The following is a 25,430-nucleotide window of genomic DNA, read 5'->3' as shown; positions in this document are numbered from 1 at the left end:
GAGGGGGAGATGTCCGGCAGGACAGAGGGGGGTGCTTCCGCGGCTGCAACGCCCTCTTCTTCTGCTTCCGCTTCCGCCTGCAATAGCGACAACGGCACCATCCCGATCTCGGATGCGGCTTCGACACCCGAAAGCAGCGCCGGCTCATCCTCTTCGGCAGCCTCCGGCTCGGCCGGCTCGACATTTTCCGCCGCCACATCCGCGACAGGCCCGCCGGCGGTCTCGATCTCGGCCGGTGCGACCGGGTCGACGGGCGAGACCGGCAGGTCTTCGTCGCGCGACTTCGGCTCCAGTTCCGCCTGGATGGCGGCGACGTCCTCCGGCTTTACCGCATCGGGTGCCGGTTCCTCGGCGGGTTTGCCGAAGGTGAAGACGCGTTTGATGAAGCTCAATGCCATGAGAACCTGTTCCGGTTACGCCGCCCGAGACGGGACAAGGGCGGACGCGACCTGCATTTCCAGATGTTTGCCGTTATGGCCGGTGATCATAACGCGCTTGAGTTCGCGGGGAACAAGGCGAGGCGCCGCCACCAGCGAAAAGTTTTCCGTATGGGCCATGCCGTTGTTCTCGACGATGATGGCCTGCTCGCTGCCGACCATGCGATCGAGGTGGAGCCGATGCAGCACGTCGCCCCGCGCCCGCAGCCGTGCCGCCCGGTCCTTGACGACCGCCCGGTCCACCTGCGGCATGCGCGCAGCCGGCGTTCCAGGACGGGGGCTGTAGGGAAAGACGTGCAGGAACGAGATGCCGGCCTCTTCCGCCAGTGTCGCGGCATTCTCGAACATTTCTTCCGTCTCGGTCGGGAAGCCGGCGATCATATCCGCCCCGAAGGCGATCTCCGGGCGCAGGCGCCGCGCCTGCTCAGTGAAGGCGAGCGCCTCGGCGCGCGAGTGGCGGCGCTTCATCCGCTTCAGGATCATGTCGTCGCCATGCTGCAGCGACAGGTGCAGATGCGGCATGAAGCGCGGCTCGTCGGCGATCAGGTCCCAGAGATGTTTGTCCGCCTCGATGCTGTCGATCGAGGACAGGCGCAGGCGCAGGATTTCCGGCACCTGGCGAAGCAGCGTCTTGGCGAGGTATCCGAGCGACGGCTGGCCGGGAAGATCGGCGCCATAGCTGGTGGCATCGACGCCGGTCAGCACGATCTCGCGATAACCGCTTTCCGTCAGCCGCCGGGCCTGGTCGACCACCGCACCCATCGGCACCGAGCGGGAATTGCCGCGGCCATAGGGAATGATGCAGAAGGTACAGCGATGGTCGCAGCCGTTCTGCACCTGGATGAAGGCGCGCACGTGGCCGTCGATATGCTTCACCATCTGCGGCGCGGTGGCGCGCACGCTCATGATGTCGTTGACGCGCAGCTTCTCTTCCGCCGAGACCCCGAAATCCGGCAGCGCCCGGTAGGAGGCGCTTGTCAGCTTCTCCTCGTTGCCGAGCACGGCATCGACTTCCGCCATGCCCGCAAAAGTCTCTTTTTCGGTCTGGGCGGCGCAGCCGGTGACGATGATGCGCGCATGCGGATTTTCCCGCCTGGCCCGGCGGATCGCCTGACGGGCCTGGCGCACGGCCTCGCCGGTCACGGCGCAGGTATTGACCAGGATCGCATTGTTGAGCCCGGCCTTTTCGGCCTCCGCCCGCATCACTTCCGATTCATAGGTATTGAGCCGACAGCCGAAGGTGATGACCTCGACCCCGCTCAATTGACCCGAGCCTCCGGCTCGTTCCTATGAGAAGATTGGGCCTCCGGCTCGCCCCTTTGATCAGCACCGGCGTCCCGGGTAAAGGTGCCGTTCTGCGGATCGACCTTGCCGGACCATTCCCATTCGGCCGGACCTGTCATGACGACGTGGTCGTCCTCGCGCCATTCGATGGTAAGCGGCTGGCGGATCGGGCTGGAGGCGACGTCGATCGTCACCGTGCGCCCGGTGCGCCCGGTGCGAGCGGCGGAAACGGCGGCAGCACAGGCGGCCGAGCCGCAGGCGAGCGTCAGGCCGGCGCCACGTTCCCAGGTGCGGGTGCGCAGCGACGACTTCGACGTGACTTGCGCCAGCGTGATATTGGCCTTTTCCGGAAACATCGGATGGTTTTCGAGCAGCGGACCGAACCGTTCGAGGTCAAAATTCATCGGATCACGATCGACCCAGAAGATCGCATGCGGATTGCCCATCGACATGACAGATGGCGAATGCAGGATCGGCGCGTCGATCGGGCCGATCTGCAGTTCGATGCGGCTGGTATCGAAAAACTCCTCGGCAAGCGGGATGCGGTTCCACTCGAAGACCGGCTTGCCCATGTCGACTGAAATCGTACCGTCCTCATGCTCGACGGCATTGAGGATGCCGGCGACTGTCTGGAAGGTAAAGGTCTTGCGGCCGGTCTCGGCGCTCAGCGCCTGCACCACGCAACGCGTGCCGTTTCCGCAGGCCTGTGCCATCGTACCGTCGGAATTGAGGATGTCGATCCAGGCATCGGTGCCTTGAGCCTTCGGATCGTGGATCGCCATGATCTGGTCGAACTGGGTGGCCGGATCGGCATTGAGCGCGATCGCAGCCTGCGGCGTCACCTTGTCGGTGCGTCCGCGCATGTCGACGACCAGGATCTTGTTGCCAAGCCCATTCATCCGCGCGAATTCCACCAGTTCCGTCATGACGCCAATCCATTCCGGGCCGAATGCCCGTCTATTGGGCTGTATATGGCGGAAAAGGCAGGGAATTACCAGTGGGTGGCGCGGGGTCAGCCCGGGGACCCACGCCGAGCCCTCAGACGAAAAATTCGTCCACCAGTGCATGCACCCGCCGAAACGCCGACTTGGCGCCTTCGGCCATTTCCGCTTCCTCCGCCTCGGACATCTCGAACCCGTTGAAAGCAGCAACGAAAGTGCGCCAGTGCAGGCCGCGGCCGGCGGGGTGGCCGGCGAGGTGGCGGGCGCCGAATTCTTCCGACAGGCCGAGCCTTGCCGCCTGCTTCAGGAGGAAAGCGGCGCCGAGGTTCGAGCCTTCGGCAACGTACAGCCATCCGAGTGCGGCCGGGATGCCGAGCCGGCCCGTCCCAGCGGTGAGGACGGCCGGCGCATTTCCGGTCACATCGGCGATATCCTGGCGCAGTGCTTCAAGCCGGACCCGGCTCGGAAGATCGGGGACAATGCGGTTGAGCCGCGGATCGAGATAGAGCGGATCGACATCCGCATGGAAATGATGCTGCACGGTGAGGAAAAGCGCGTAACGCTCGCGGCTGGCGAAAGGATCGGCCGCCATGATGCGCTTGTCGAGGCGCTCATGGGTGGCATCGGTGAGAGCCTTCAGACGCTGGATCCGGGTCGGTGCGGTGGGTGTTTCGAGTTCGATCTGCATGCGTGCAATGTCCAGATGCTTATATGTTTTAGAATTTGGCCGTCAGGAACGCCCGGATTGTCCGTCCGGGAGCGGGAGTGAACCCGTCGAGCGCATCCACGTAAAATCGATCCGTCAGGTTCTCCGCCTGAAGGTCGAACGTCAAGTGCTCGGTGATCTTGTAGGTGGCGAACGCATCGACGGTCGTATAGGGAATCCACATACCCGTATACATCCGGGCATCCTGCGTGACCGGCGAGAGGCGCGCGCCGCCATGCGTGAAGCGGGTGCCAAAACTCAGCCTGTCGTCGAAGAGGCGCATGCCGAGCGTCAGGCTCGCCATGATCTCGGGCGGCATGTGGTTGGCGGCATAATCCATCGACACGGTCGAGTCCGAGCAGGTGGAAAGAGTGCGGCAGAACTCGTAGCTCAGGTACTTGGTCAGCGATCCTTCGCTGAAGAACGGGCCGGCCTCGTAAGAGCCGGAGATTTCGATACCGGAGAACCGGGTGCTCCTGAGATTGTCGAAGGTGAAGACCGGCTGGCCCGGCCCCGCATTGGACGGTACGCGAGAAATATAGTCGGTGTAGTTGTTGTTGAAATAGGACAGCTTGAAGCGCAACGCGTCGTCGGCCAGCAACAGGCCATCCTTGCTGTAGTTGATGCCGACTTCCCAGTTCTTCGAGACCTCCGGCTTCAGATAAGGGTTCTGGATGACGTTACCGTCATTGCCCATAGTTTCGCGCATGGTCGGCGGGCGCATGCCTTCGGCATAAAGCGCATAGAACTGCAGCCCTTCGATCGGCTCCACGATGATGCTGACGGACGGGTTGAACCGGCCACCTTCCTTGTGGCGGATGCCGGTCCTGGATTCGATACCCTTGTCGTTCATCCAGTAACCGTCATAGCGCAGCCCGGCATTGAGGGTCAGCCAGTCGGTCGCCTCCCACTGTCCGTCGGTGAACACGCTGGCGATCGACCGGTTGCCGATGCTGGGATCCATCGGCACCCCGCGGTCGATCGTATGGTTGCGGCTGAAATAGCGCCTGGAATCGATATCCTCGAGCAGGTAGGACGCGCCGTAATTGGCCTTGAACGGCCCGTATTCCGTGTCGAGCAGGCTCGTGTTCGAAATGTCGCCGCCCCAGGTATGGGTCATGGCGTAGCGGGGATCGTCGCCCGGTATGATGTTGAACTGTGGGTAATATAGGCCGAAACCCGTCGACATGGAGTTCTGGTCGACGATGCTCAGCCAGGCATTGACCTTGAGATCGATCAGGTCGCTGGGATTGTACCGATAACGGCTGGTGAACGTGTCGGTCGTGACATCGGATAGCGGCGCCTGCCGGAATGTGTTGTCGCCCGAGGTCAGAAGCGAGGTCATGATCTGGCCGAACTGGCTTTCATAGCGGATATAGCCCAGTTCCAGGCTCTGATCGTCATCGAAGCGAAGCGTACCCTTGGCGAGAAACGAGGTGGATTCGTTGGACGAGTTGAAAACCTCCTCGCCCTGCTTGGTACGCGAGAGGAACTGGTTGCTGCCCTGGAACTCGTAATAGTTCTTGCCGTGCTTGCCGGCAAAATAGTTGCCACGGTAGCGGCGGGCACCGGCGATGACGAAATCGAAATTGTCCTGCACCGTACCGAACGCGAAGCTGCCCGAGCCATTGGTGAAATCGAAGAATTCAGCCGAATCCGTCTGCTGGTCGTAGGAATTGATCGTAAAATCCTTCGTCGTGTTGTCCTGGGCACCGATCTTGATGCGGCCGCCATATTGCCTGCCGTCCTCGACGATATCCTTGGCTTTCAGCGTGGTGATCTCCACCACGCCGCCATTGACGCCGGCGCCCACCGCGCCGCCCGTCGGTCCCTTGGAAATGCCGACGCCGCCGATCAGGTCCGGATCGATATAGGTGCGGTCATCGACGCCGCCGTAACCGCGCCAGGTGGTCGTCGTCTGCTGCGTACCGTCGATCGCTACCCGAACGCGGTTCTGGCCCTGCAGGCCGCGAATGTTCACGTTGACGGAACCGCTGCTGTGGTTGTTGGCGGAGATGATGCCCGGGGTGTTCTTGAACAGGTCGCCGGCCGACGAGCCGCGGAAGCGTTGGATCTGCTCGGACGATATATAGCTCGTCGAGCCTGGCGTCTCGTAGGGCGTGTCGGCCGCACCGCCATTACCGCCATCGCGCAGAACAATTGGCTTGAGCGTCGTATCCGGATCGCCGCCGGTCGCTGCGACCGAAGACGTACCGGCCTCCAGCGTCACCGTATTGCCGCCGCTTGACCGGAAGGAAACGCCGGTGCCGGAGAGCAGCCGCGACAGGGCGGCAGACGGCGTCAGCGAACCGGTCACGCCACCCGTGGTCTTTCCGGCAGTGATTTCGCTGCGATAGACGAGACGCAGGTCGGTCTGGCGGCCAAGCGCGAGAAGTGCGCTTTCAAGCGGCCCGGCGGGAATGGAAACGGCGACCTGCTGCGACTGGACGCCTTGTGCCGGCTGCTGTGCGGTGGCCGGAGCCATGCCGCCCAGCCAGGATGCGCAGCCAAGCGCGATCCGGACATGCCGCGAAAAAAGCGGTCCCCTCAAACTCATTTCAACCCCCTGCACTCAAACTTCGTGACCGCTCTCATCGCGGCCCCTGGTGGTTATGAGTGAAAGAGGGCTCCAACTCCTGACGTCGGTTTTCGAAAAAAGATGATTTTTATACTCAATTTTCTGGTGGGCCTATCTTCAGCGCGAACGGACCAGCGTGACCCAGTCGGAAACCCGGATGATGCGGATCGGCAGGCTCTCCTGCAGAGCCGTGAAAGCCTGGTCGAGATCGGTGACGGTAAACACGCCGCTGACCCGCAGCTGCGAGGCCTGGTCGTCGAGCACCATGATGCGGCCCCGCTGGTAACGGCCAATCTGCCCGAGCACCTCACCGAGCGGCCGGCCGGAGAAGACCAGCTTGCCGCTGCGCCAACTCGTCAGATCGGCGACATCGCCGGAGCCGGTTGTCAGGCGGCCATCGGCGCCGAGATGCGCGGTGCCGCCGGTTTCGAGCACAGCACGCTGGGAGCCGGCGGTCACCGCCACATGCCCCTCCTCGACCATCACCTCGTCGCGCTCGCCGACCCGCACCGCATAATGGGTTCCGAGCGCGATCGCCTGGGTTTCGTCGCCGCTGACGACGAAGGGCCGTGCCGGGTTCGGGGTGACGTCGAAGAAGGCCTCGCCGCGCAGGACCACGATCCGGCGCTCCGTCTGGCCATATCGCACCTTGATGGCGCTATCGGTGTTGAGCGTCACCACCGATCCGTCATCGAGGTCGATGCGCTGGATAACGCCGACCGGCGTGTAGAAATCCGAACGATACCGGGCGATGAGGCCGGTATCGTTGGCGATGATGCCAAGACAGACCATCAAAAGCAGGGCGGCAATGCCACTCCCGACCACCCGGCGCCGGCGTGGCACGACCGTTTTCGGCACCGCCGCGAGATCGCCCCAGAGAGCGCTCATCTCTTCAAAGGCCGCCGCATGCGCCGGATCCTGCATTTTCCAGAATTCGAAGCGGCGGCGATCCGCATCGGTCGCGTCGCGGGAGCCGAGACGCGCGACCCAGCCTGCCGCCTCCTCCGCAATGGCGTCCTCACGCGCCTTGTCTGAAACATTAGTCATGCGCAATCCCCCCGGCGGGAGGCAATGCCGCAAGGCGGGCCTGACGGCAAGCCATGAGTGCACGGATGATGTGTTTTTCAACCATGTTTCGGGAGATCCTGAGCTTGGCCGCGATCTCTCCGTTGGAAAGCCCTTCGAGCCGGCTGAGCACGAACACGACCCGGCATTTCGGCGGCAGGGAGGAAATCGTCTCGATCAGAAGTCCGAGCTGCTGGCGCGCGGCGACCACGCGCTCCGGGCTTGGCGCCTCGTCGGCAACCTGCGTCTGATCCAACTCATCGTCGAAAAGCGCGCTGTCGCGCATCAGCCGGGCGGTGATGCCATGGGCGACGGACCGGGCGACCTGGAAAAGATAGGCATGCGGATTGCGCAGGTCCTCCTTCGGCGATGCCGTCAGCAGCCGCAGAAAGGTCTCCTGCGTCGCGTCCGCCGCATCCTCCCTGTTGCGCAGGCGCCGAAGGAAGAACCGCCGCAGCTTCCCCTCCTCGGTCTGCTGCAACTGCTCGATAAGGCTGATGTCCAAGTCCGTAACCCCAAGGCCGAAACCTGCCCGACCAACGGCTCCGCGTTTAGCGCCGCCTAAAAAGGGGCGCAACATCAATGATTTGGAATAGATCCAAAGAGCATCCTATAAGATGATAATTATACTCATGTTTAATGTGGAATCAGCATGTTGGGCAGCCGGGCGTTGGCGGCGGCAGAGACTAAAATTTTTGCCGCTTCGGGCCATCTGTCGCGTTTTCGCAACAGTTCCGGCGTGTTCAGGCGGAAATTGCCGGCACTTCGAAGACTTCGCCGGGGCGCATGGGTCGAAAACGGTCCCGGGAAACGCGGCGCGCATCGAGAGCGGCGTGAAGCGCCGTCAGCGGCTCTTCGATCCCTTCATCTGTCAGCTTGAACGTGCCCCAATGATGACCGGCGACGAAAGCCGCGTCGCAAAGGAGCATACCCTCCACCGCCTCTTGCGGGTTCTGGTGCTGCGCCTGCATGAACCAGCGCGGCTCGTAGGCGCCGAACGGCAGGTTGGCGAGCCGGAAAGCCCCGTGCTTTTCCCGCGCAGCACGGTAGTTGATGCCCTGATGGAAGCCCGTATCGCCGATATGGTAGATCTTGCCGGCCGGGGTTTCGAAAACGAAGGCGGCCCACAGCGCCATGCGCCGGTCGCCGACGCCGCGTGCCGACCAGTGATGGCAGGGCTCGCAATGCAGGACGATGCCAGGACCGATATCTGCGGCGATCTCCTCGCGGCCGCCCCAATCCATCACCGTGATCTTCGCATCCGCGATACGCGAGCGGATGAGCGCGTCATTGCCGAGCGGCGTGACGAAATGCGGCTTGTCTCGGCCCTGCAGCACCCAGAGGGTCTCGAGGTCCATGTGGTCGTAATGGTTATGGGTGACGAGCACGACATCGATCGGCGGCAGGTCGCCGATGCGGATGCCGGGCGGATTGACCCGCTTCGGGCCGGCGAAACGCACGGGGCTAGCGCGATCGTCCCAGACCGGGTCGGTCAGGATGTTGAGGCCGGCGACCTGGATCAGCATCGCCGCATGCCCGACCATGGTGACGGCCAGCCGGTCGCCCGAGACCCGCGTTTCCGGCACGGCCTGAGGAAACGGGCTCGGAAAACTGTCCGGCCATGCGATATTGTTGCCCCCGAGCTTCCAGCGCAGCAGGTCGAGACCGCCGCGCGGCTGCTCGCCACCCGGATTGAAGAAATAGGTTCCGTCGAAATGATCGGAGGCCGGACCGGAGTAATACTTGTTGGCAGCCATGGCTCCCCTTGCCGCGAACCCGCCCACGAGGGCGGTGATCGCGCCGATGCCGGACCATTTCAGGAATTTTCGTCGGTTCATGGGAGATGTCTATCAGCGTGCTCTTACATCTGGGAAGAGACGTTGCATGGGCGAAGAACACATTTACGCGACTTCGATATCCGTTTTGGAGAAATCGTCGCCAACGAAGAGTAGTGGAGACTTGAGCGTCTTTGCAGCGGCGTAGGAAAAGCAGTCGCCGAAATTCAGTTTGGCCGGGTGGCCAACGAACCTGCCGTAAGTGCGCGCGGCTTCGAGGGCGACAGCATGCAACCCAGCAGGGAGAGCTACTTCAATGGCGCCTATTTCCTTCAAAAAGCCCTCGACAGAAATTTCCGTCTTCGCAATGAGATCGGGTGGCGTTGATGCGTGCTCGCCAAGCGTAGCTATCTTCCTTTGGCGCGACAAAGCGACGACAGCCTCAAAAACGGCAAGCGAGGAATAGTAAACCGGACCTTCCGCAGCCTCTATACGATCGAGCAAAGACGCTCCCGCATCTTCTTCTTGCAGGATTGCAACGATTGCGGAAGCATCGAGAAACATCAATACTCCCACATCTCATCCATAAAGGCCTTTTCATCGAAGTTCGGGTCGCGTGGACCAAGTTCGGCAATCTGGCGCTGGTATTTTTTGACCCGCTCCGCGAGCGGAATATCTTTATCGGCCCGCTTCAACTCGTTCTCCAGTGCCACCCGCACGGCTTCCGTCTTGGTCTTCGTGCCAAGACGCCGCATGACTTCATCAGCGAGTTCATTCACTTTGGCGTCGCGTATATAGAGGGACATGGCTACCATCCACAGGTTTGAATATTCAATATAGAGCAATTGAATATTCCCGCAAGGCGAGCACCGATCGGTCTTTTCCTGTATCGTTCTGCTGTAGCGGCGCTGGAGAAAACTCTCTCGTTGAAGATAAGTGTGAATGCCAACCGGACCTAAAGGACAGAAGCGCCCCGCCAACGTGATCAGCAATGCTGTAAAGGTCATGCGTATCGCCACTGGTGATGAAGATGACAACATCATTGGCGATGGCAAAGACCCTGCTGCCAAAGCGCTCCGCGTAAAGGGGCGGGAAGAAGCGCGCCGAGAACATGACGCCGGAGCGGCGCGCGGAGATTGCGAAGAAGGCAACAGCGGGGCGGTGGAAGACTAGACCCGCGAGACCTGCATTTATATTTCCTTCCTGCATTGATCGACGGCTCCTGCTGGCGTACAGAAATCCTGCGCGATTGGTGGTAACCTGCGATTCTGCGGTTGCCTTGCAAAGGAGCTGATGATGCAGGAGATGTGGACGAGTGATCTCGACAAGGTTCTTGAGATCCACCGTAGGGTCATCAAGGATGGCTTCCGGCGGGATACGACGCCCACGGGCAAGAGCTACGCGGTTTCCAACCTACGTGGCGGTGTTGGCAAAACATCGATATCTTTCAATCTGGCGTACGAGATGTCGCGACATCTCCCTGTCCTCTTGGCCGATGTATGCCCTCAGGCAAACCTGACCGAAGTCATCATGAAGAAGGAAAAGGCGAAGGTCACGATCTATAATGCCTTGCAGCCCCGCGTCCTTGGGCCCGCGTTCGGGGAGCAGGCGAAGGACATAGCCTTTCGCGTAAGTCAGTTCTCTCCCAGTTTCGCTGGCGGCAAGGGTTGCTACTTCATTCCAGGAGACGCGGAACTCTACGAATTCCCGTCATACCTTTATCAACAGCTCGGCGTAGCCAACACACGCAATAACACTGAGATCGTCCGGACTCTGCTGTGGTCTCTGAGAGACATTCTTAAAACGGAAGCGAAGGAACTTAAGTGCGAATCTATCATCATCGACACAAGTCCTTTCTATTCGGGCGGAACGCACCTGGCTTGGTGTGCGGCTGACGCACTGATCATTCCAGTGCGCGTTGACGAGCACTCCGTAGAGTCGCTGGGCCTGCTGCTCGACCTGCTGGGCAACAAGGCGCGCGACTTCGCTCAATGGAACGAGCGCGGCGGGGGACTAGAGGCGCCGAAGGTTGCGGCTATTGTTATGACGATGGCTGGTGCCAAGAGCCAGAAGGAAGCGACCCCCGACGCTGCGTCGCGCATGTTCATTGAACGAGCCTTGCGGATCGCCCGAAAACATTCCGATCTGTTCGTTACGGACCCGACAGATTCGTTTGTCATTACCGACGACTTCATGTCGGCTGGTCGTATCAGTGGGGCGAAAAGTATTCCGATTTCCGAGTTGAAAGTCGGTGGCTTTCACACTGTGTCTGAGCGTCGCCTGCAGGTTAACCAGTCAGCCGAACGATATCAAAGGGAACTAGCGTATCTAACCAGCATCTTGTGAACTTTTATGCTTTCCACCAAGAATAAAAGTTCAGATAACTGAGATACCACCCGCCGACCGCCCACCGGCCGGCAGACTTGACTTTCCCGCCCGCTTGCTGTTTAAGCCCGCCCATCTGCTGACAAGTTACGACTTGGAGCCGCCGACCGGGGCCGATAGACTGAGCCCGGAGGTCAACACCCGACAGCGCGTTGCGCCCTCGGGTGCTTTTTGGCTTTGTCTCTTGTTTTTGGCGGATGAGAACCCGACGTTTCGGTCATCCGAAACGCGAGAAGGAAGAAACGATGTTCGAAAGCCTCCAGGACCGTCTTGGCTCCATCTTGAGTGGACTGACCGGCCGTGGCGCATTGAGCGAAGCGGATGTGTCCGCCGCTCTGCGCGAGGTTCGCCGTGCCCTGCTCGAAGCGGACGTGGCGCTGGAAGTCGTGCGCTCTTTTACCGACAAGGTGCGTGAAAAGGCCGTTGGCGCCGAAGTTCTGAAGTCGATCAAGCCGGGCCAGATGGTCGTCAAGATCGTCCATGACGAGCTGATCGAGATGCTCGGCTCCGAAGGGGTCGGCATCGACCTGCATGCGGTCGCCCCGGTGGTGATCATGATGGTCGGCCTGCAGGGCTCCGGCAAGACGACGACGACCGGCAAGATCGCCAAGCGGCTGACCGATCGCGAGCGCAAGAAGGTGCTGATGGCATCGCTCGACACGCGCCGCCCGGCCGCCCAGGAACAGCTCCGCCAGCTGGGTGTCCAGACCGGCGTCGATACGCTGCCGATCATCGCCGGCCAGTCGCCGACCGAGATCGCCGCCCGCGCCGTGCAGGCCGCCAAGCTCGGCGGCCATGACGTCGTCATCCTCGACACGGCCGGCCGCACCCATATCGACGAGCCGCTGATGGCGGAGATGGCCGAGATCAAGCGGCGCTCCAACCCGCATGAAATCCTGCTGGTCGCCGATAGTCTCACCGGCCAGGACGCTGTCAACCTCGCCCGCAATTTCGACGAACGCGTCGGCATTACCGGCCTCGTGCTGACCCGCATGGACGGTGACGGCCGCGGCGGCGCGGCTCTCTCCATGCGCGCCGTCACCGGTAAGCCGATCAAGCTGATCGGTACCGGCGAGAAGATGACGGAGATGGAGGAATTCCATCCCCGCCGCATCGCCGACCGCATTCTCGGCATGGGCGACATCGTTTCGCTGGTCGAGAAGGCCGCGGAGAATATCGACGCCGACAAGGCGCGCGCCATGGCCGAAAAGATGGCCAAGGGCAAGTTCGACCTCAACGATCTGGCCGAACAGCTGAAGCAGATGCAGTCGCTCGGCGGCATGGGCGGCATCATGGGGCTGATGCCCGGCATGAGCGGCATGAAGGACAAGCTTTCGGCCGCCGGCATGAGCGACAAGACGTTCGCCCGCCATATCGCCATCATCCAGTCGATGACCAGGGCCGAGCGCGCCAATCCCGACATGCTGAAGCACAGCCGCAAGAAGCGCATCGCCGCCGGCTCCGGCACGGATGCGGCCGAAATCAACAAGCTTCTGAAAATGCACCGCCAGATGGCCGACATGATGAAAATGATGGGCGGCAAGGGCAAGGGCGGCATGATGAAGCAAATGATGGGCGGCCTTGCCTCGAAGATGGGCCTTGGTGGTATGGGGGGCGGTATGGGTGGAATGGGCGGCATGCCCGATCTTTCCAAGCTCGATCCGAAACAGCTCGAAGCGTTGCAGAAGCAGGCGGAGGCCGCAGGCTTCAAGCCGGGCTCGATGCCGGGCATGCCGGGCGGTGGCATGCCGGGACTTGGTGCGCCCAAGCTACCCGGTCTCGGCGGCGGTTTCCCGGGCCTTCCGGGCCTGCCGAAGAAGAAGTGAGGGAGGACACGCCGATGATTGACCCTGAGGTCAAGGCCAAGCTTTCAAGCTACCGCCAGTCGATCGACAACATCGACGCGGCGCTCGTGCACATGCTGGCGGAACGTTTCCGCTGCACCAAGGAAGTGGGCGTCCTCAAAGCCCAGTACGATTTGCCGCCGGCCGACCCGGCGCGCGAAGAATTCCAGATCGAGCGACTTCGCCGCCTGGCTAAGGAAGCGCATCTGGACCCGGATTTCGCCGAGAAGTTCCTGAACTTCGTCATCAAGGAAGTCATCCGGCACCATGAAGCCATTGCCGCCGAACACGTCGGCACGAAGACAGCATGAATCAGCCCGCCTGACGGCGGGTACAACAAGACCCCTGGTCCGCCGACGGCGGCCAAGAAAAACCTAGGAGTAATTGCAATGTCCCTGAAAATTCGTCTTGCCCGCGGCGGTTCCAAGAAGCGTCCGTACTACACCGTCGTCGTTGCTGACGCCCGTTCGCCCCGCGATGGTCGCTTCCTCGAAAAGCTCGGTTCCTGGAACCCGATGCTCGCCAAGGACGATGCCAAGCGCGTCGAACTGAACGCCGAACGCATCCAGCATTGGATCGACAACGGCGCCCAGCCGACCGACCGCGTTCTGCGCTTCCTCGCTGAGGCCGGCATTGCCCAGCGCGAAGCCAAGAACAACCCTGGCAAGGGCCAGCCGGGCAAGAAGGCCCAGGAACGCATCAAGGAACGCGCCCAGAAGGCCGAGGAAGCAGCAGCCGCTGCCGCCGAAGCATAAGCTTCGCGACCATTCTTTCCTGAACGACGGGCGGCGCGGCAACGCGCTGCCCGTTTTGCTGTTTGCTTTTGATCGCGCAAAGCTTAAATGAGCGCACGACAACCGAGATCACGACCCTCATGACCAAGCTCGAAAATCCCGTTCTGATGGCGACCATCGGCGCCGCCCAGGGTCTCCGGGGCGAGGTGCGGGTGCGCACGTATACGGCCGATCCGACCGCGCTCGGCGACTACGGCCACCTGCATAGCGAGGACGGCCGGATCTTCGAGATCCTCGAAATCCGCGAAGCCAAGAACATCGCAATCGTCCGCTTCCGCGGCATCAACGACCGCAACGCGGCCGAGGCTTTGGCCGGCCTCGAACTTTTCATCGAGCGCGACAACCTGCCTGACGACGAACTCGAGGAAGACGAGTTCTATTATGCCGACCTCGAGGGTCTCGAAGCAGTCGACGAGGAAGGCAAGAGTTACGGCACGGTGAGCGCCGTCTATGATTTCGGCGCCGGCGATCTCCTGGAGCTGAAAGGCCCCGGCCGCCGCCCTGCCCTCATCCCCTTCTCCGAGGCGGCAGTGCTGGAGATCGACCTCGAAGGCGGCAAGATCGTCATCGATCCGCAGGCCGCCGGCCTTGTCGAGAATCCGGAAGACGAGGGTCCAGCACCGGGCCTGCCCAAAAAGGGCAAATAGCAACGATGACCTTCCGCGCCACCATCCTGACGCTCTACCCGGAAATGTTTCCGGGACATCTGGCCTTGTCCCTGGCCGGAAAGGCGCTGGAGCGCAGACAATGGACGCTCGATACGGTGCAGATCCGCGATTTTGCGCAGGACAGGCACCGCACCGTCGACGACACGCCGGCCGGCGGCGGCGCCGGAATGGTGCTGAAGCCGGATATCCTGGCCAAGGCGATCGACAGCGTCTCCGAAGGTGACAGCCGTCCGCGACTGCTGATGAGCCCGCGCGGAAAACCGCTGACCCAGGAGAAGGTACGCGAGCTGGCGGCCGGCGGCGGCGTGGTGATCGTCTGCGGCCGGTTCGAAGGCGTCGACCAGCGGGTGATCGACGGCCGCAATCTCGAAGAGATCTCGATCGGCGACTATGTGCTCTCCGGCGGCGAGCCGGCGGCGCTGACGCTGCTCGACGCGGTCGTGCGCATCCTGCCGGGCGTCATGGGCAATGCGCTGTCGGGTACCCATGAAAGCTTCGAGAACGGGCTGCTCGAACATCCGCAATATACGAGGCCGCAGGTGTTCGAAGGCCGCGAGATCCCGGCCGTGCTGACCTCCGGCAATCATGCGGCGATCGATAAATGGCGGCTGGAAGAAGCAAAGAAGCTGACGGCGGAGCGGCGCCCGGATTTATTTCCGGGTAAGGCACAGTAACCCCCTCACCCCGTCACGAAATAATAGATCGTCAGCCCCACTCCGACGGCCACCACGCACCAGCGCAACACGGCCTGTGGCACCCGCCGCGCCATCCACACGCCGGCATAACCGCCAAGCGCGCCGGCCGGGATCATCACCAGCGCCTCCGGCCAGGCGATGACTCCGCCGCCGACGAAGACGATGATGGCGACGGCCGCGATCAGGATCGCCAGCATGTTTTTCAGCGCGTTGAGGTGGTGATAGCTGCCGCCAGTGGTGACCCCCAGCACGGCAAGCATCATGATCCCCATGCCTGCGCCGAAGAACCCGCCATAGATCGCCGTCAGGAACTGCCCGATGACGGAACCGGGAGAATTGGCCGGGCGCTCCGCCGATGCCTTGGGTTTCAGCCAGGGACCTGCGGCAAACACCGCCGTCGCGGCCGCCAGCAGCCAGGGCACGAGCGCGCGAAAGGACGGATTGTCGAGCGACAGCAGCAGGAAAGCGCCGGCGAAGGCACCGACGACCGAAACGAGCGCCAGGACAAGCGCGCTGCGCCAGCGGCTGGAAATCTCGTCCCAATAGGCGATCGTCGAAGTGACATAGCCTGGAAACTGTACGATCGAGGACGTCGCATTGGCCAGGATCGGCGGAACGCCGGCAAGCGTCATCGCCCCGAAGGTCAGAAAAGTCCCGCCGCCGGCGATCGCGTTGACCGCGCCGGACAGGAAGCCTGCCGCGGCGAGCAGGGCTATCATTGTGATTGTCATTGATGGTTCCTCATCCCTGGCCATCAGATAACGGCTTCGGCGAAACACGGCAATAGCGGGCTTTTTCGTCACAAAATCGCAATCAACGGGATGACAAACCCATGTCTTTCGTGTATTGGCCCAGCCGGAAATGGGAAATATCCCGTCGACCAGCAACAAAGAATGGTGAATTCGCTCTGCCGAAAAGGCAAATCCCCGAGGCTTGACCAAAGGGATTTATCCGAGCGCTCTGGCTGTTTCAGAAGAACCAAAGGTTTGAGACGATGAATATCATCCAGGAATTGGAAGCCGAACAGGCCGCCAAGATTGCAGCCAAGCGCACGCTTCCGGAATTTTCCGCTGGCGACACCGTCCGCGTCAACGTGAAGGTCACGGAAGGCACCCGTACCCGCGTACAGGCTTATGAAGGCGTCTGCATCGCCCGTTCCGGCGGCGGCATCAACGAAAGCTTCACCGTTCGCAAGATCTCCTACGGCGAAGGCGTCGAGCGCGTATTCCCGGTCTACTCGCCGATGGTCGAGAGCGTCGAAATCGTTCGCCGCGGTAAGGTCCGTCGCGCCAAGCTCTATTACCTGCGCGATCGTCGCGGCAAGTCGGCCCGTATCGTCGAAGACACCGGCGTTCGCGCCCGCAAGCTGAACGACGCCGAGCGCCAGGCCGTTGCCGAAGAGAAGGCACGTATCGAAGCCGAGAAGGTTGCAGCAGCCCAGGCTCTCGCCGCCGAAAAGGCAGCAGCGGAAGCCGCTGAAGCAAAGGCCGCAGCAGAAGCTGCTGAAGCAGCCGAAGCAGCCAAGGCCGCTGAAGCTTCTGCCGAATAAGCTTTTCATATCGAATACAGAAAAGGCGGCCTTCGAGCCGCCTTTTCTGTTGCGCGATACAGGGGTTTAATTCCTGACGGCAGAATCCCAGTGTTCGTCCGCCTTGCCATTGACGATACGCCATGTGTCGTACCAGGTGCTGGTATAGCTCTTCGAAGGATCGCGAGGATCTTTCATTTCGCGCACCGTCCCCACGGTCACCAGATCGCCCTCCGCTGTGACAAAGACGACCGGCGTTTTTATCTTGGTCGGAATGGGGCTCGGCTTCCGTTTCAGGACGTCGATGAAATAGCGCACCACCCCCTCGCGTCCTGACGCGGCATTCGGGTTGTGCTGGATGTAACGGTCAGTGAGGTACTGATCGGCTTTGTCCCACTGATTGGCTTCCAGCAGATCACGGACGATACCGTAGGCAACCTGCTTGTTTGCATGCAGCTTGGGGTCCGTGCTGGTGAAAAGCGCGTCTTTGTCCGGGGCGGCCAACACCGGCTCCTGTGCCAGCGACGGCGGGGCAAGCGTGCCCATCGCGGCCCCGAACAGGACCAAACCCAGAGCGGCAGGTTTCAAGACTCGTATCATCGACGTTCTCCCAAGCGTTTTGATCTGGCTTGCCCAAAGACATAGGAGAAACGCCGATGAGGCGGAAGCAGGCAGTTTTGCCGCCATTGGTTCCGCAGAGGGAACCAATGGCGGCAACATCCGGTCAGACGGAGATCGCCTGTCTCGCCGCCAACATTCGGCCGACGATGATGACGAGGACACCGGCGACGGCAAGGCAGACCGCCAGGAAGACCATCGGCAGGATATCGTTGCCGGTCGAATCCCGGATCCACGGGACGACGTTTTGTGCGACGAAGCCGCCGAGATTGCCGACCGAATTGATCGCCGCGATGCCGGCCGCTGCGCCCGCACCCCTGAGGAAGCGTGAGGGAAGGCTCCAGAAGACCGGCTGGCCGGCGAAAATGCCGGCCGCGGCGACGCAAAGGAAAGTGAACTGCAAGGTTGGCGAGGTGACGAGCGCCGAAAGCGCCAGGCATATCGCGCCGACGAAGGCGGGACCGACAATATAGGGAGTTTTGCTCTCGGCCCGGTCTGCGGCGGCTGGCACCACCCATAGCGCGAGCGCGACGATCACCCACGGAATGATGTTGATGAAGCCGTTCGTCGTGTTCGAGACGCCGAACCCCCTGACGATGGTCGGCAGCCAGTAGCTGAGACCGTAGGCAGCGAGCGGAAAGCCGATATAGCAGAGCGCCATCAGAAGCACCCGCGGATTGACGAGCGCCTTGAATCCGTTGTCTGCATGCTCCTCCATTCCGGAATTCTCACGCGCCAGCCGATCGTGCAGCCAGCGCTTTTCATCCTCCGTCAGGAATTTCGCCTTTTCCGGCGTGTCGTCGAGATAAAAGAAAGTGACGATCCCGGCGAGCACCGCCGGAATGCCGGTCGCCAGGAAGACCCATTGCCATCCCGCATGGCCAAGCAGCCCGTTGAGATCGAGCAGCATGCCGCCAATCGGGGCGCCCACGGCATTGGCGAGCGCGCTGAAGATCATGAACAGGCCGACCATGCGGCCGCGATAATCCTTCGGGAACCAGAGCGTCAGCAGGTAGAGGACGCCCGGGAAGAAGCCTGCTTCCGCGACGCCGAGCAGGAAACGGAGGATGTAGAACATCGTCGCGTTCTGCGTGTAGGCGAGCGCCACGGTCACGATGCCCCAGGTGATCATGATGCGGGCGAACCAGCGGCTGGCGCCGAACCGGTTGAGGAAGAGGTTGCTCGGGACCTCGAACAGAAAATAGCCGATGAAAAAAAGCGACGCGCCCAGACCATAGGCATATTCGCTCATGCCCAGCGCGCCGACCATTTCCAGCTTGGCATAGCTGACGTTCTGACGGTCGATATAGGCAATCAGATAAAGGACGCCGAGGAATGGCATAAGCCGCCACACGATCTTTGAAATTAGCTCTTTTTCCTGAACCAACTTTTTACTCCAAAGCATTTGCCGCAGGGGAAGCAGCGTATTTCGGTGAAGGGGATGTAGGGGACCCCCTCATGGGCGGCAAGAAAAAGATGCCCGCCGCCGGCCGCTTGCTATCGGCCGGCTTTTCATGAGAGGGATTCGCCAGCCATTTGTCAGGAGTGCCACAATGCTCTCACGCCGTATGCTGATCTCCGGCCTTGCCGCCCTTGCCTTTGCACCCGCCGCCAGCGCCGCCGAACTGCCGGACCTGAAGGGCCGGACGGTTGTCGTGGTCACGGAAAACGCCTATCCGCCGCTGCAATTCGTCGATCCGAAGAACGGCAAGGCGATCGGCTGGGAATATGATGCGATGAACGAGATCGCCAGGCGGCTGAATTTCAAGCTCGAATACCAGGGCACCAGCTGGGACGCGATGATCCAGGCCGTTTCCGACGGGCAATACGACATCGGCATGACCGGCATCACCATCAAGGACGACCGCAAGGATAAGGTCGATTTCTCCGATCCCTACATGCGCTCGCAGCAGCTGATGCTGGTGCGCGGCGACGAAAAACGTTTCACCGACGCCAAGAGTTTTGGCGCCCTGGCGACCGGACTTATCGGCGCACAGCCGGGGACGAGCCCCTTCTACACGGCGGTCTACGAGATCCTTGACGGCAACGAGCAGAACCCGCGGATCAAGCTGTTCGAGACCTTCGGTGCGACGGTGCAGGCGTTGAAGGCGGGAGACGTCGACCTGGTGCTGACGGACAGCACTGCCGGCGACGGGTACGTCAAGGCTTCCGGCGGCTCCTTGAAGCTGATCGGCCAGCCGCTCGGCACCGAGGATTTCGGCTTCATCTTCAAGAAGGGCTCAAATCTCGTTGCGCCGGTCAATGCCGCGATCGCCGCCCTGAAAGCCGACGGCACGCTCGCTGCGCTGAACAAGAAGTGGTTCCTCGACTACAAGATGGGCCAGTAAAGGCATGGCGCCTTCGCGTCGCAGAACGTCCCAGCCGCAGGATTTCCCCTGGTGGCTGGTCGCCTTCGCGATACTTTGCCTCGGCCTGGCGGCGGTCATCACCCTCAACGATCTTTATTCCCAGGTCTTCAATGTCGTCGCCAAGGGCATCGGCATCACGGCCGGCGTGACGCTCGCCGCCTTTGTCCTGGCGACACTGCTCGGGCTCGGCATCGCGCTTGCGGGGCTTTCCGGCAATGTCGTGCTGAGGCAGGCGGCGCGTTTCTATATCGAGCTCATCCGCGGCATCCCGATCCTCGTGCTACTCTTCTACATCGCCTTCGTCGGGGCGCCGGCCTTCGTGACGCTCTACAATTGGGCGCTGGCGCCGCTGATCGAGGGCGGCTGGGGCCAAGCGCTTCTGGTGCGCGACGTCTCGCTGCTGTGGCGGGCGATCATCGCGCTGACCATCGGTTATGCCGCCTTCATTGCCGAAATCTTTCGTGCCGGGTTCCAGGCCGTCGACATCGGCCAGATCGAGGCGGCAAAGGCGCTGGGCTTGACCCGCTGGCAGCGTTTCCGGCTGATCGTTTTCCCCCAGGCGATGCGGGTGATCCTGCCGCCGCTTTCCAACGACTTCGTCTCTATGGTGAAGGATTCATCGCTCGTCTCGGTCCTCGGCGTCGCCGACATCACCCAGATGGCCAAGGTCTATGCAGCCGGCTCCTTCCGCTTCTTTGAGACCTATTCGATCGTCACCTATATCTACCTGCTGCTGACGATCGGCCTGTCGCTGGCCCTGCGCGGCATCGAAGGACGTTTGCGGAGGAGGACGGAGCGCTAACGCAAAAGGCGGCCCGAAGGCCGCCTCGCCGTTTCAGTCCCTGCCGAGCGCCCCGCAGCGTCAACGACGGCAGGGCGCGGTTTTATTCAGTACACTTCCGGGACGTACATGTCCGCCGGCACCGGGTGGCGGATGTAGTCGTCGTTCCGGACGCGGCCCGGCAGGTCGATCTGCTCCTTCGGCACGGTCTCGTAAGGCACCTGGGCGAGAAGATGGGAGATCATGTTGAGCCGCGCCTTCTTCTTGTCGACGGCCTGCACCACCCACCACGGCGCTTCCGGGATGTGGGTGCGCTGGAGCATCTCTTCCTTGGCCTTGGTATATTCTTCCCAGTGGACGCGGCTTTCTAGGTCCATCGGCGACAGCTTCCACTGCTTCAGCGGATCGTGGATGCGCATCTTGAAGCGGAATTCCTGCTCCTCGTCGGTAATCGAGAACCAGTATTTGACGAGGATGATGCCCGAGCGGACCAGCATGCGTTCGAATTCCGGCACCGAGCGGAAAAACTCTTCCAGTTCGTCCTTGGTGCAGAAGCCCATGACGCGCTCGACGCCGGCGCGGTTGTACCAGGAGCGGTCGAACATCACCATTTCGCCGGCGGTCGGCAGGTGCGGGACGTAGCGCTGGAAATACCACTGGTTCTGTTCGCGCTCGGTCGGCGCGGGCAGTGCGACGACGCGGGCGACACGCGGGTTGAGGCGCTGGGTGACGCGCTTGATGGCGCCGCCCTTGCCGGCCGAGTCGCGGCCTTCGAACAGCACGACCATCTTCAGCTTCTTGTACTGCACCCAGTCCTGCAGACGGACCAGCTCGTGCTGGAGGCGGAAGAGTTCGCGGAAATAGATCCGGCGGTCGATCGTCGCCTCGGCGGGCTCGGACATGCCCTCGGCGACCAGCTCGTCGAGCCGGTCCTCTTCCATCTGCATTTCCAGCTCTTCATCGAAGCTGTCGGCGATCTCTTCCTTGATGCGGCTGAGCTGGTCTTGCATGGGTTCGGACATGGTGGGCATTCCTCCTTTTATGGAAACTCAGATCAACCACGTTTCCGCGAAAGCTTTATGACAGAGATGCGACAGATTTTCTGCGAAGCAATTCGATTGCCGATTTCTTCGGAAACTGCTATTGCAGCGGCCATGGGATCGAAATTCGGATGCCTCGCGAACCATATCGTCGTGCTGCAGGACCACAAACGTCTGCCGGCACGGTTTTTCGCGCGGGTATCCGGGGCGCTTTGCGACCGACTTAGCTGATTGTCTCAGCTTGCGGCAGCCCTAAGCTGCCGGACACCCATTTCCTGTTTCAGTCAGCTTTACGGACAGCAGCCATGAGCGCACCCCGCACCCTTTACGACAAGATCTGGGACGACCACGTCGTTTCCGAGGACGAGAACCACACCTGTCTTCTCTACATCGACCGTCACCTCGTTCACGAGGTGACGTCGCCGCAGGCTTTCGAGGGCCTGCGCATTGCCGGCCGCAAGGTCCGTGCACCGGAAAAGACGCTCGCCGTCGTCGACCATAACGTCCCGACCACGGCCGACCGCCACGAAGGCATCAAGAACGAGGAAAGCCGCATCCAGGTGGAAGCGCTTGCCCAGAACGCCCGTGATTTCGGCGTCGAATATTATTCGGAAAAGGACGTCCGCCAGGGCATCGTCCACATCGTCGGCCCTGAACAGGGTTTCACCCTGCCGGGCATGACCATCGTCTGCGGCGACAGCCACACCTCGACCCACGGCGCCTTCGGCGCGCTGGCGCACGGCATCGGCACGTCTGAAGTCGAGCACGTGCTCGCCACCCAGACGCTGGTGCAGAAGAAGGCGAAGAACATGCTGGTGCGCGTCGACGGCCAGCTGCCGCCGGGCGTCACCGCCAAGGACATCATCCTTGCCATCATCGGCGAGATCGGCACCGCCGGCGGCACCGGCCACGTCATCGAGTTCGCCGGTGAGGCGATCCGCGCGCTCTCCATGGAAGGCCGCATGACGGTCTGCAACATGACGATCGAAGGTGGCGCCCGCGCCGGCCTGATCGCGCCGGACGAAAAGACCTTCGAGTATATCAAGGACAAGCCGCGCGCCCCGAAGGGCAAGGCCTGGGACATGGCGCTCGACTACTGGAAGACGCTGCAGACGGACGAAGGCGCGCATTTCGACAAGGTGGTCGTGCTCGACGCCGCCAACCTGCCGCCGATCGTCTCCTGGGGCTCCTCGCCGGAAGACGTGATCTCGGTCGAGGGTTCCGTTCCGAACCCGGACGATATCCCGGACGAAACCAAGCGCACCTCGAAATGGCGTGCGCTGGATTACATGGGCCTGAAGCCGGGCACCAAGATCACCGATATCGCCATCGACCGTGTCTTCATCGGCTCCTGCACCAACGGCCGCATCGAAGACCTGCGCGCCGCAGCCAAGGTTGTCGAAGGCCGCACGGTCGCCTCGACCGTGTCCGCCATGGTCGTCCCGGGCTCCGGCATCGTCAAGGAACAGGCCGAAGCCGAAGGTCTCGACAAGATCTTCAAGGATGCCGGTTTCGAATGGCGCGAGCCGGGCTGTTCAATGTGCCTGGCGATGAACGACGATCGCCTGAAGCCGGGCGAGCGCTGCGCCTCCACCTCGAACCGCAATTTCGAGGGCCGCCAGGGTTACAAGGGCCGCACCCATCTCGTCTCGCCGGCCATGGCCGCCGCAGCCGCGGTCGCGGGCCACTTCGTCGACATCCGCGAGTGGAAATAGGCTTTTTGAGAATTTGACTTCGAGATGCCCGGCCTCCGCGCCGGGCATTTTCGTTTCCGGAAGCGATCCCCTCACCTGCGATTTCTAACACTTAAGCAAAGCTTAAGATGTTGAAATCGCTTCCTCTCCCGCAAGGGGAGAGGTTACAAAATCAAGATCTTAGCTTCAGCTAAGTCTTAGATTTTGTTGGTGAGGGGATTTGACGACGCCGCTACCCCAGCACCCTCACCACCGTACCCTTGCGCATGAAGCGGATCAGCCGTTTCATGTCGGGGAGACTGACGGCGATGCAGCCGGCGGTCGGCTGGTAGCCCGGCTTGATCAGGTGGAAGAAGATCGCCGAGCCGCGGTTGCGGGCTCGCGAGGTGACGTTCCAGTCGAGCACGAGGCAGATGTCGTAGAGCCCGTCGGCGCGCATCATCTCTTCATGACTTGGCCGGAACGGTGCCTTTACCGGGCGATTGTACGACGGGTGCTCCGGCTGGTCGCACCACAGCAGGTCTTTACCGATGCGCGTCATCGAAAGCGGCGTCGGGGGCAGCGTCACGCGGTCCCCACGGACATAGCCGTTGAGGAGGCGCATCGGCGCGATCGGCGTTGCACCGTCCCCTTCCCGCTTGAAGGGAGAGGTGCCGGACCGCCCGAGTGCCGCCGGCACGGTGATGCCGCCGAAGGAGACTATCGCACGGCGCCGGTCGCGCGGCGCGGTGCGAACGGTGACGACAGCCGTCTTTTTGTGATTTCCCTCGCGAAAACGCTGCATTTCTCTCACAAGGTTTTGCTTTGAATATGATTTCGTTTGAATTCATAGCACACTAAAGCGCTGCGCATATTGAATCGAAACATCGTACTTTCCGAAAATCGATTCCGATTTTTGGGTCGATGCTGTAGGGATTTAGGTCGAGGAGCCCTAAATGCGCTTCGATTGGCTGCAACAGCAGTCTGGACGCAACGGCGAGACGAAAGGCAAGAACGCATGGCAGCGCGCACGATACTCCTGGTGGACGACGACGATGATCTGCGCGAGACACTTGTCGAGCAGTTGTCGTTCTATGACGAGTTCGCAATCCTCCAGGAGGCGAATGCGGCCAAGGCGCTGCAGACCGCCAAGAATGCCCAGATCGACCTGCTAATCATGGATGTCGGCCTGCCGGACATGGACGGCCGCGAGGCGGTGAAACTGCTGCGCAAGAACGGCTTCAAGGCGCCGATCATCATGCTGACCGGCCACGACACCGATTCCGACACCATTCTCGGCCTCGAAGCCGGCGCCAACGACTATGTGACCAAGCCCTTCCGCTTCGCCGTGCTGCTCGCCCGCATCCGTGCCCAGCTTCGCCAGTACGAGCAGAGCGAGGACGCCACCTTCACGGTCGGCCCCTATCTCTTCAAGCCGAGCCAGAAGCTGCTGACCACCGAGGACGGTAAAAAGATCCGCCTGACCGAAAAGGAAGCGGCGATCATCCGCTACCTCTATCGCGCCGGCCAGAAGGTCGTGACCCGCGACGTCCTCCTGGAGGAAGTCTGGGGCTATAATTCCGGCGTCACTACGCATACGCTGGAAACCCATGTCTACCGTCTTCGCCAGAAGATCGAGCGCGATCCGTCGAGCGCCGAAATCCTGGTCACTGAAAACGGCGGCTACAAGATCGTACCGTAAAGGGCCCTGATGTCGCTGACCGAAGATATTCGCCTGCTTTCGCAGGTTCCGCTGTTCCGGGACATGAACGACGACCAGCTGCGCCTCGTCGCCTTCGGTGCCGAGCGTCGGCAGGTGACGACCGGCCAGCAACTGTTCCGGGAGAAATCCCCGGCGGAATCGGCCTTCATCGTCGCCAGGGGCCGTTTCGAGCTGCTGATGGCGGATCGGGGTGGCGAGTTGAAGGTGGAGGCGACGGTCGGTCCCGGCACGCTGCTGTCGGAGCTGGCGCTCGTCACCATGGTGGAGCGCAAGTTCACCGCGATTGCGATCGAGGATTCCGAGGCCCTGAAGATCAGCCGCTCGCTGTTCCACCGCCTGCTCGAGGAATATCCCCAGGTCGGCCGGGTGATCGAAAGCCGCATCCGCGACAACATCGCCAGCCTCGCCAGGGCGGCAGCAGCGATGCAGGACCGGTTTGCCTGAGGCTTCTTGCTAATCTAACCGAGCCCGCAGCCCCTCACCCGGCCTCCGCTTTGCTCGGCCACCCTCTCCCCAAGGGAGAGGA

27 protein-coding genes and 1 pseudogene are annotated in these 25,430 nt (G+C 61.8%); 13 read left to right on the top strand and 15 right to left on the bottom strand.

The window, feature by feature from the left end:
• The 10 genes and pseudogenes from C5J26_RS22920 to C5J26_RS33700 all read right to left on the bottom strand — a co-directional run.
• Nucleotides 1-398 (bottom strand): annotated as a pseudogene (locus C5J26_RS22920) (signal recognition particle-docking protein FtsY); the annotation flags it as partial.
• A 15-nt stretch (nucleotides 399-413) separates the two neighbouring features.
• On the bottom strand, nucleotides 414-1,700 hold the full coding sequence (mtaB, locus tag C5J26_RS22915; RefSeq protein ID WP_105403869.1) for a tRNA (N(6)-L-threonylcarbamoyladenosine(37)-C(2))-methylthiotransferase MtaB: 1,287 nt from the start codon (nucleotides 1,698-1,700) through the stop codon (nucleotides 414-416).
• Nucleotides 1,697-2,647: a diaminopimelate epimerase gene (dapF, locus tag C5J26_RS22910; protein WP_105403868.1), complete on the bottom strand. Its 951-nt coding sequence runs from the start codon at nucleotides 2,645-2,647 to the stop codon at nucleotides 1,697-1,699. Before dapF ends, mtaB begins: the two co-directional genes overlap by 4 nt.
• A gap of 112 nt (nucleotides 2,648-2,759) precedes the next feature.
• The gene (locus C5J26_RS22905) at nucleotides 2,760-3,350 is read right to left on the bottom strand and encodes a biliverdin-producing heme oxygenase (protein WP_105403867.1); all 591 of its coding nucleotides are present in this window, start codon (nucleotides 3,348-3,350) and stop codon (nucleotides 2,760-2,762) included.
• A gap of 28 nt (nucleotides 3,351-3,378) precedes the next feature.
• Nucleotides 3,379-5,925: a TonB-dependent receptor gene (locus C5J26_RS22900; RefSeq protein WP_105403866.1), complete on the bottom strand. Its 2,547-nt coding sequence runs from the start codon at nucleotides 5,923-5,925 to the stop codon at nucleotides 3,379-3,381.
• Between the two features lie 138 nt (nucleotides 5,926-6,063).
• On the bottom strand, nucleotides 6,064-6,993 hold the full coding sequence (locus C5J26_RS22895) for a FecR family protein (RefSeq protein ID WP_105403865.1): 930 nt from the start codon (nucleotides 6,991-6,993) through the stop codon (nucleotides 6,064-6,066).
• Nucleotides 6,986-7,516, bottom strand: a complete 531-nt coding sequence (locus C5J26_RS22890; protein ID WP_105403864.1) for an RNA polymerase sigma factor — start codon at nucleotides 7,514-7,516, stop codon at nucleotides 6,986-6,988. The genes C5J26_RS22895 and C5J26_RS22890 overlap by 8 nt, the downstream gene beginning before the upstream one ends.
• Before the next feature lie 238 nt (nucleotides 7,517-7,754).
• Nucleotides 7,755-8,849 carry an MBL fold metallo-hydrolase gene (locus tag C5J26_RS22885; protein ID WP_105403863.1) on the bottom strand — a complete coding sequence of 365 codons (1,095 nt, stop codon included), beginning with the start codon at nucleotides 8,847-8,849 and terminating at the stop codon, nucleotides 7,755-7,757.
• A 63-nt stretch (nucleotides 8,850-8,912) separates the two neighbouring features.
• The gene (locus tag C5J26_RS22880) at nucleotides 8,913-9,350 is read right to left on the bottom strand and encodes a type II toxin-antitoxin system VapC family toxin (protein ID WP_105403862.1); all 438 of its coding nucleotides are present in this window, start codon (nucleotides 9,348-9,350) and stop codon (nucleotides 8,913-8,915) included.
• A complete protein-coding gene (locus tag C5J26_RS33700; RefSeq protein ID WP_371681944.1) occupies nucleotides 9,350-9,793 on the bottom strand; it encodes a type II toxin-antitoxin system VapB family antitoxin in 444 nt (147 codons plus the stop codon). Before C5J26_RS33700 ends, C5J26_RS22880 begins: the two co-directional genes overlap by 1 nt.
• On the opposite strand from C5J26_RS33700, the gene C5J26_RS22870 reads away from it, so the two are divergent.
• From C5J26_RS22870 to trmD, 7 genes are all read left to right on the top strand, one after another.
• On the top strand, nucleotides 9,792-9,959 hold the full coding sequence (locus C5J26_RS22870; RefSeq protein WP_245441244.1) for a hypothetical protein: 168 nt from the start codon (nucleotides 9,792-9,794) through the stop codon (nucleotides 9,957-9,959). The two genes, C5J26_RS33700 and C5J26_RS22870, sit on opposite strands and share 2 nt — an antisense overlap.
• A gap of 120 nt (nucleotides 9,960-10,079) precedes the next feature.
• Complete coding sequence (locus C5J26_RS22865; protein ID WP_206051213.1) at nucleotides 10,080-11,132, top strand: ParA family protein; 1,053 nt, start codon at nucleotides 10,080-10,082, stop codon at nucleotides 11,130-11,132.
• A 284-nt stretch (nucleotides 11,133-11,416) separates the two neighbouring features.
• A complete protein-coding gene (gene ffh / locus C5J26_RS22860) occupies nucleotides 11,417-12,997 on the top strand; it encodes a signal recognition particle protein (protein ID WP_105403861.1) in 1,581 nt (526 codons plus the stop codon).
• A 14-nt stretch (nucleotides 12,998-13,011) separates the two neighbouring features.
• Nucleotides 13,012-13,326, top strand: a complete 315-nt coding sequence (locus C5J26_RS22855) for a chorismate mutase (RefSeq protein ID WP_046665132.1) — start codon at nucleotides 13,012-13,014, stop codon at nucleotides 13,324-13,326.
• A 78-nt stretch (nucleotides 13,327-13,404) separates the two neighbouring features.
• Nucleotides 13,405-13,770 carry a 30S ribosomal protein S16 gene (gene rpsP / locus C5J26_RS22850; protein WP_105403860.1) on the top strand — a complete coding sequence of 122 codons (366 nt, stop codon included), beginning with the start codon at nucleotides 13,405-13,407 and terminating at the stop codon, nucleotides 13,768-13,770.
• A 119-nt stretch (nucleotides 13,771-13,889) separates the two neighbouring features.
• A complete protein-coding gene (rimM, locus tag C5J26_RS22845; RefSeq protein WP_105403859.1) occupies nucleotides 13,890-14,456 on the top strand; it encodes a ribosome maturation factor RimM in 567 nt (188 codons plus the stop codon).
• 5 nt (nucleotides 14,457-14,461) lie between these two features.
• Nucleotides 14,462-15,151 (top strand): tRNA (guanosine(37)-N1)-methyltransferase TrmD, encoded by a 690-nt coding sequence (gene trmD / locus C5J26_RS22840; RefSeq protein ID WP_105403858.1) that lies wholly within the window; start codon nucleotides 14,462-14,464, stop codon nucleotides 15,149-15,151.
• 5 nt (nucleotides 15,152-15,156) lie between these two features.
• Here the strand turns inward: trmD and C5J26_RS22835 are convergent, their stop codons facing one another.
• On the bottom strand, nucleotides 15,157-15,903 hold the full coding sequence (locus C5J26_RS22835; protein WP_105403857.1) for a sulfite exporter TauE/SafE family protein: 747 nt from the start codon (nucleotides 15,901-15,903) through the stop codon (nucleotides 15,157-15,159).
• Nucleotides 15,904-16,166: 263 nt separating this feature from the next.
• Here C5J26_RS22835 and rplS point away from each other — a divergent pair, with 263 nt between their 5' ends.
• Complete coding sequence (gene rplS, locus C5J26_RS22830; RefSeq protein WP_046605196.1) at nucleotides 16,167-16,721, top strand: 50S ribosomal protein L19; 555 nt, start codon at nucleotides 16,167-16,169, stop codon at nucleotides 16,719-16,721.
• 66 nt (nucleotides 16,722-16,787) lie between these two features.
• Here rplS and C5J26_RS22825 read toward each other — a convergent pair whose 3' ends face one another.
• On the bottom strand, nucleotides 16,788-17,387 hold the full coding sequence (locus C5J26_RS22825) for a nuclear transport factor 2 family protein (RefSeq protein WP_245441243.1): 600 nt from the start codon (nucleotides 17,385-17,387) through the stop codon (nucleotides 16,788-16,790).
• Nucleotides 17,388-17,424: 37 nt separating this feature from the next.
• A complete protein-coding gene (locus tag C5J26_RS22820; protein ID WP_105403856.1) occupies nucleotides 17,425-18,705 on the bottom strand; it encodes an MFS transporter in 1,281 nt (426 codons plus the stop codon).
• Nucleotides 18,706-18,871: 166 nt separating this feature from the next.
• Here C5J26_RS22820 and C5J26_RS22815 point away from each other — a divergent pair, with 166 nt between their 5' ends.
• Complete coding sequence (locus C5J26_RS22815; protein WP_105403855.1) at nucleotides 18,872-19,666, top strand: transporter substrate-binding domain-containing protein; 795 nt, start codon at nucleotides 18,872-18,874, stop codon at nucleotides 19,664-19,666.
• Nucleotides 19,667-19,670: 4 nt separating this feature from the next.
• Nucleotides 19,671-20,489 carry an amino acid ABC transporter permease gene (locus C5J26_RS22810; RefSeq protein WP_105403854.1) on the top strand — a complete coding sequence of 273 codons (819 nt, stop codon included), beginning with the start codon at nucleotides 19,671-19,673 and terminating at the stop codon, nucleotides 20,487-20,489.
• Nucleotides 20,490-20,575: 86 nt separating this feature from the next.
• On the opposite strand, the gene ppk2 is transcribed toward C5J26_RS22810, so the two are convergent.
• The gene (gene ppk2, locus C5J26_RS22805) at nucleotides 20,576-21,490 is read right to left on the bottom strand and encodes a polyphosphate kinase 2 (RefSeq protein ID WP_105403853.1); all 915 of its coding nucleotides are present in this window, start codon (nucleotides 21,488-21,490) and stop codon (nucleotides 20,576-20,578) included.
• A 323-nt stretch (nucleotides 21,491-21,813) separates the two neighbouring features.
• On the opposite strand from ppk2, the gene leuC reads away from it, so the two are divergent.
• Nucleotides 21,814-23,223 (top strand): 3-isopropylmalate dehydratase large subunit, encoded by a 1,410-nt coding sequence (gene leuC, locus C5J26_RS22795; protein WP_105403852.1) that lies wholly within the window; start codon nucleotides 21,814-21,816, stop codon nucleotides 23,221-23,223.
• Between the two features lie 211 nt (nucleotides 23,224-23,434).
• Here the strand turns inward: leuC and C5J26_RS22790 are convergent, their stop codons facing one another.
• Complete coding sequence (locus C5J26_RS22790) at nucleotides 23,435-23,986, bottom strand: L,D-transpeptidase (RefSeq protein WP_105403851.1); 552 nt, start codon at nucleotides 23,984-23,986, stop codon at nucleotides 23,435-23,437.
• A gap of 213 nt (nucleotides 23,987-24,199) precedes the next feature.
• Here C5J26_RS22790 and C5J26_RS22785 point away from each other — a divergent pair, with 213 nt between their 5' ends.
• Together C5J26_RS22785 and C5J26_RS22780 are read left to right on the top strand one after the other, a co-directional pair.
• Nucleotides 24,200-24,883, top strand: coding sequence for a response regulator transcription factor (locus C5J26_RS22785; protein WP_046637381.1), 684 nt, complete (start codon nucleotides 24,200-24,202; stop codon nucleotides 24,881-24,883).
• Nucleotides 24,884-24,892: 9 nt separating this feature from the next.
• Nucleotides 24,893-25,348 carry a cyclic nucleotide-binding domain-containing protein gene (locus C5J26_RS22780; protein WP_105403850.1) on the top strand — a complete coding sequence of 152 codons (456 nt, stop codon included), beginning with the start codon at nucleotides 24,893-24,895 and terminating at the stop codon, nucleotides 25,346-25,348.
• Nucleotides 25,349-25,430: the final 82 nt, after the last annotated feature.

Origin of the sequence: Neorhizobium sp. T7_12, assembly GCF_002968535.1 — a bacterium.
GTDB classification, from domain to species: Bacteria; Pseudomonadota; Alphaproteobacteria; order Rhizobiales; family Rhizobiaceae; genus Neorhizobium; species Neorhizobium tomejilense.
This window is presented reverse-complemented; position numbering and strand designations above follow the sequence as displayed.

What these genes read in the sequence shown, in the direction of transcription:
- dapF (WP_105403868.1), bottom strand. Translation starts at nt 2,647, where the DNA reads ATGACGGAACTGGTGGAATTCGCGCGGATGAATGGGCTTGGCAACAAG.
- C5J26_RS22905 (WP_105403867.1), bottom strand. Translation starts at nt 3,350, where the DNA reads ATGCAGATCGAACTCGAAACACCCACCGCACCGACCCGGATCCAGCGT.
- C5J26_RS22900 (WP_105403866.1), bottom strand. Translation starts at nt 5,925, where the DNA reads ATGAGTTTGAGGGGACCGCTTTTTTCGCGGCATGTCCGGATCGCGCTT.
- C5J26_RS22895 (WP_105403865.1), bottom strand. Translation starts at nt 6,993, where the DNA reads ATGACTAATGTTTCAGACAAGGCGCGTGAGGACGCCATTGCGGAGGAG.
- C5J26_RS22885 (WP_105403863.1), bottom strand. Translation starts at nt 8,849, where the DNA reads ATGAACCGACGAAAATTCCTGAAATGGTCCGGCATCGGCGCGATCACC.
- C5J26_RS22880 (WP_105403862.1), bottom strand. Translation starts at nt 9,350, where the DNA reads ATGTTTCTCGATGCTTCCGCAATCGTTGCAATCCTGCAAGAAGAAGAT.
- C5J26_RS22870 (WP_245441244.1), top strand. Translation starts at nt 9,792, where the DNA reads ATGCGTATCGCCACTGGTGATGAAGATGACAACATCATTGGCGATGGC.
- C5J26_RS33700 (WP_371681944.1), bottom strand. Translation starts at nt 9,793, where the DNA reads ATGACCTTTACAGCATTGCTGATCACGTTGGCGGGGCGCTTCTGTCCT.
- C5J26_RS22865 (WP_206051213.1), top strand. Translation starts at nt 10,080, where the DNA reads ATGATGCAGGAGATGTGGACGAGTGATCTCGACAAGGTTCTTGAGATC.
- ffh (WP_105403861.1), top strand. Translation starts at nt 11,417, where the DNA reads ATGTTCGAAAGCCTCCAGGACCGTCTTGGCTCCATCTTGAGTGGACTG.
- C5J26_RS22855 (WP_046665132.1), top strand. Translation starts at nt 13,012, where the DNA reads ATGATTGACCCTGAGGTCAAGGCCAAGCTTTCAAGCTACCGCCAGTCG.
- rpsP (WP_105403860.1), top strand. Translation starts at nt 13,405, where the DNA reads ATGTCCCTGAAAATTCGTCTTGCCCGCGGCGGTTCCAAGAAGCGTCCG.
- rimM (WP_105403859.1), top strand. Translation starts at nt 13,890, where the DNA reads ATGACCAAGCTCGAAAATCCCGTTCTGATGGCGACCATCGGCGCCGCC.
- trmD (WP_105403858.1), top strand. Translation starts at nt 14,462, where the DNA reads ATGACCTTCCGCGCCACCATCCTGACGCTCTACCCGGAAATGTTTCCG.
- C5J26_RS22835 (WP_105403857.1), bottom strand. Translation starts at nt 15,903, where the DNA reads ATGACAATCACAATGATAGCCCTGCTCGCCGCGGCAGGCTTCCTGTCC.
- rplS (WP_046605196.1), top strand. Translation starts at nt 16,167, where the DNA reads ATGAATATCATCCAGGAATTGGAAGCCGAACAGGCCGCCAAGATTGCA.
- C5J26_RS22825 (WP_245441243.1), bottom strand. Translation starts at nt 17,387, where the DNA reads ATGGCGGCAAAACTGCCTGCTTCCGCCTCATCGGCGTTTCTCCTATGT.
- C5J26_RS22815 (WP_105403855.1), top strand. Translation starts at nt 18,872, where the DNA reads ATGCTCTCACGCCGTATGCTGATCTCCGGCCTTGCCGCCCTTGCCTTT.
- C5J26_RS22810 (WP_105403854.1), top strand. Translation starts at nt 19,671, where the DNA reads ATGGCGCCTTCGCGTCGCAGAACGTCCCAGCCGCAGGATTTCCCCTGG.
- ppk2 (WP_105403853.1), bottom strand. Translation starts at nt 21,490, where the DNA reads ATGTCCGAACCCATGCAAGACCAGCTCAGCCGCATCAAGGAAGAGATC.
- leuC (WP_105403852.1), top strand. Translation starts at nt 21,814, where the DNA reads ATGAGCGCACCCCGCACCCTTTACGACAAGATCTGGGACGACCACGTC.
- C5J26_RS22790 (WP_105403851.1), bottom strand. Translation starts at nt 23,986, where the DNA reads ATGCAGCGTTTTCGCGAGGGAAATCACAAAAAGACGGCTGTCGTCACC.
- C5J26_RS22785 (WP_046637381.1), top strand. Translation starts at nt 24,200, where the DNA reads ATGGCAGCGCGCACGATACTCCTGGTGGACGACGACGATGATCTGCGC.
- C5J26_RS22780 (WP_105403850.1), top strand. Translation starts at nt 24,893, where the DNA reads ATGTCGCTGACCGAAGATATTCGCCTGCTTTCGCAGGTTCCGCTGTTC.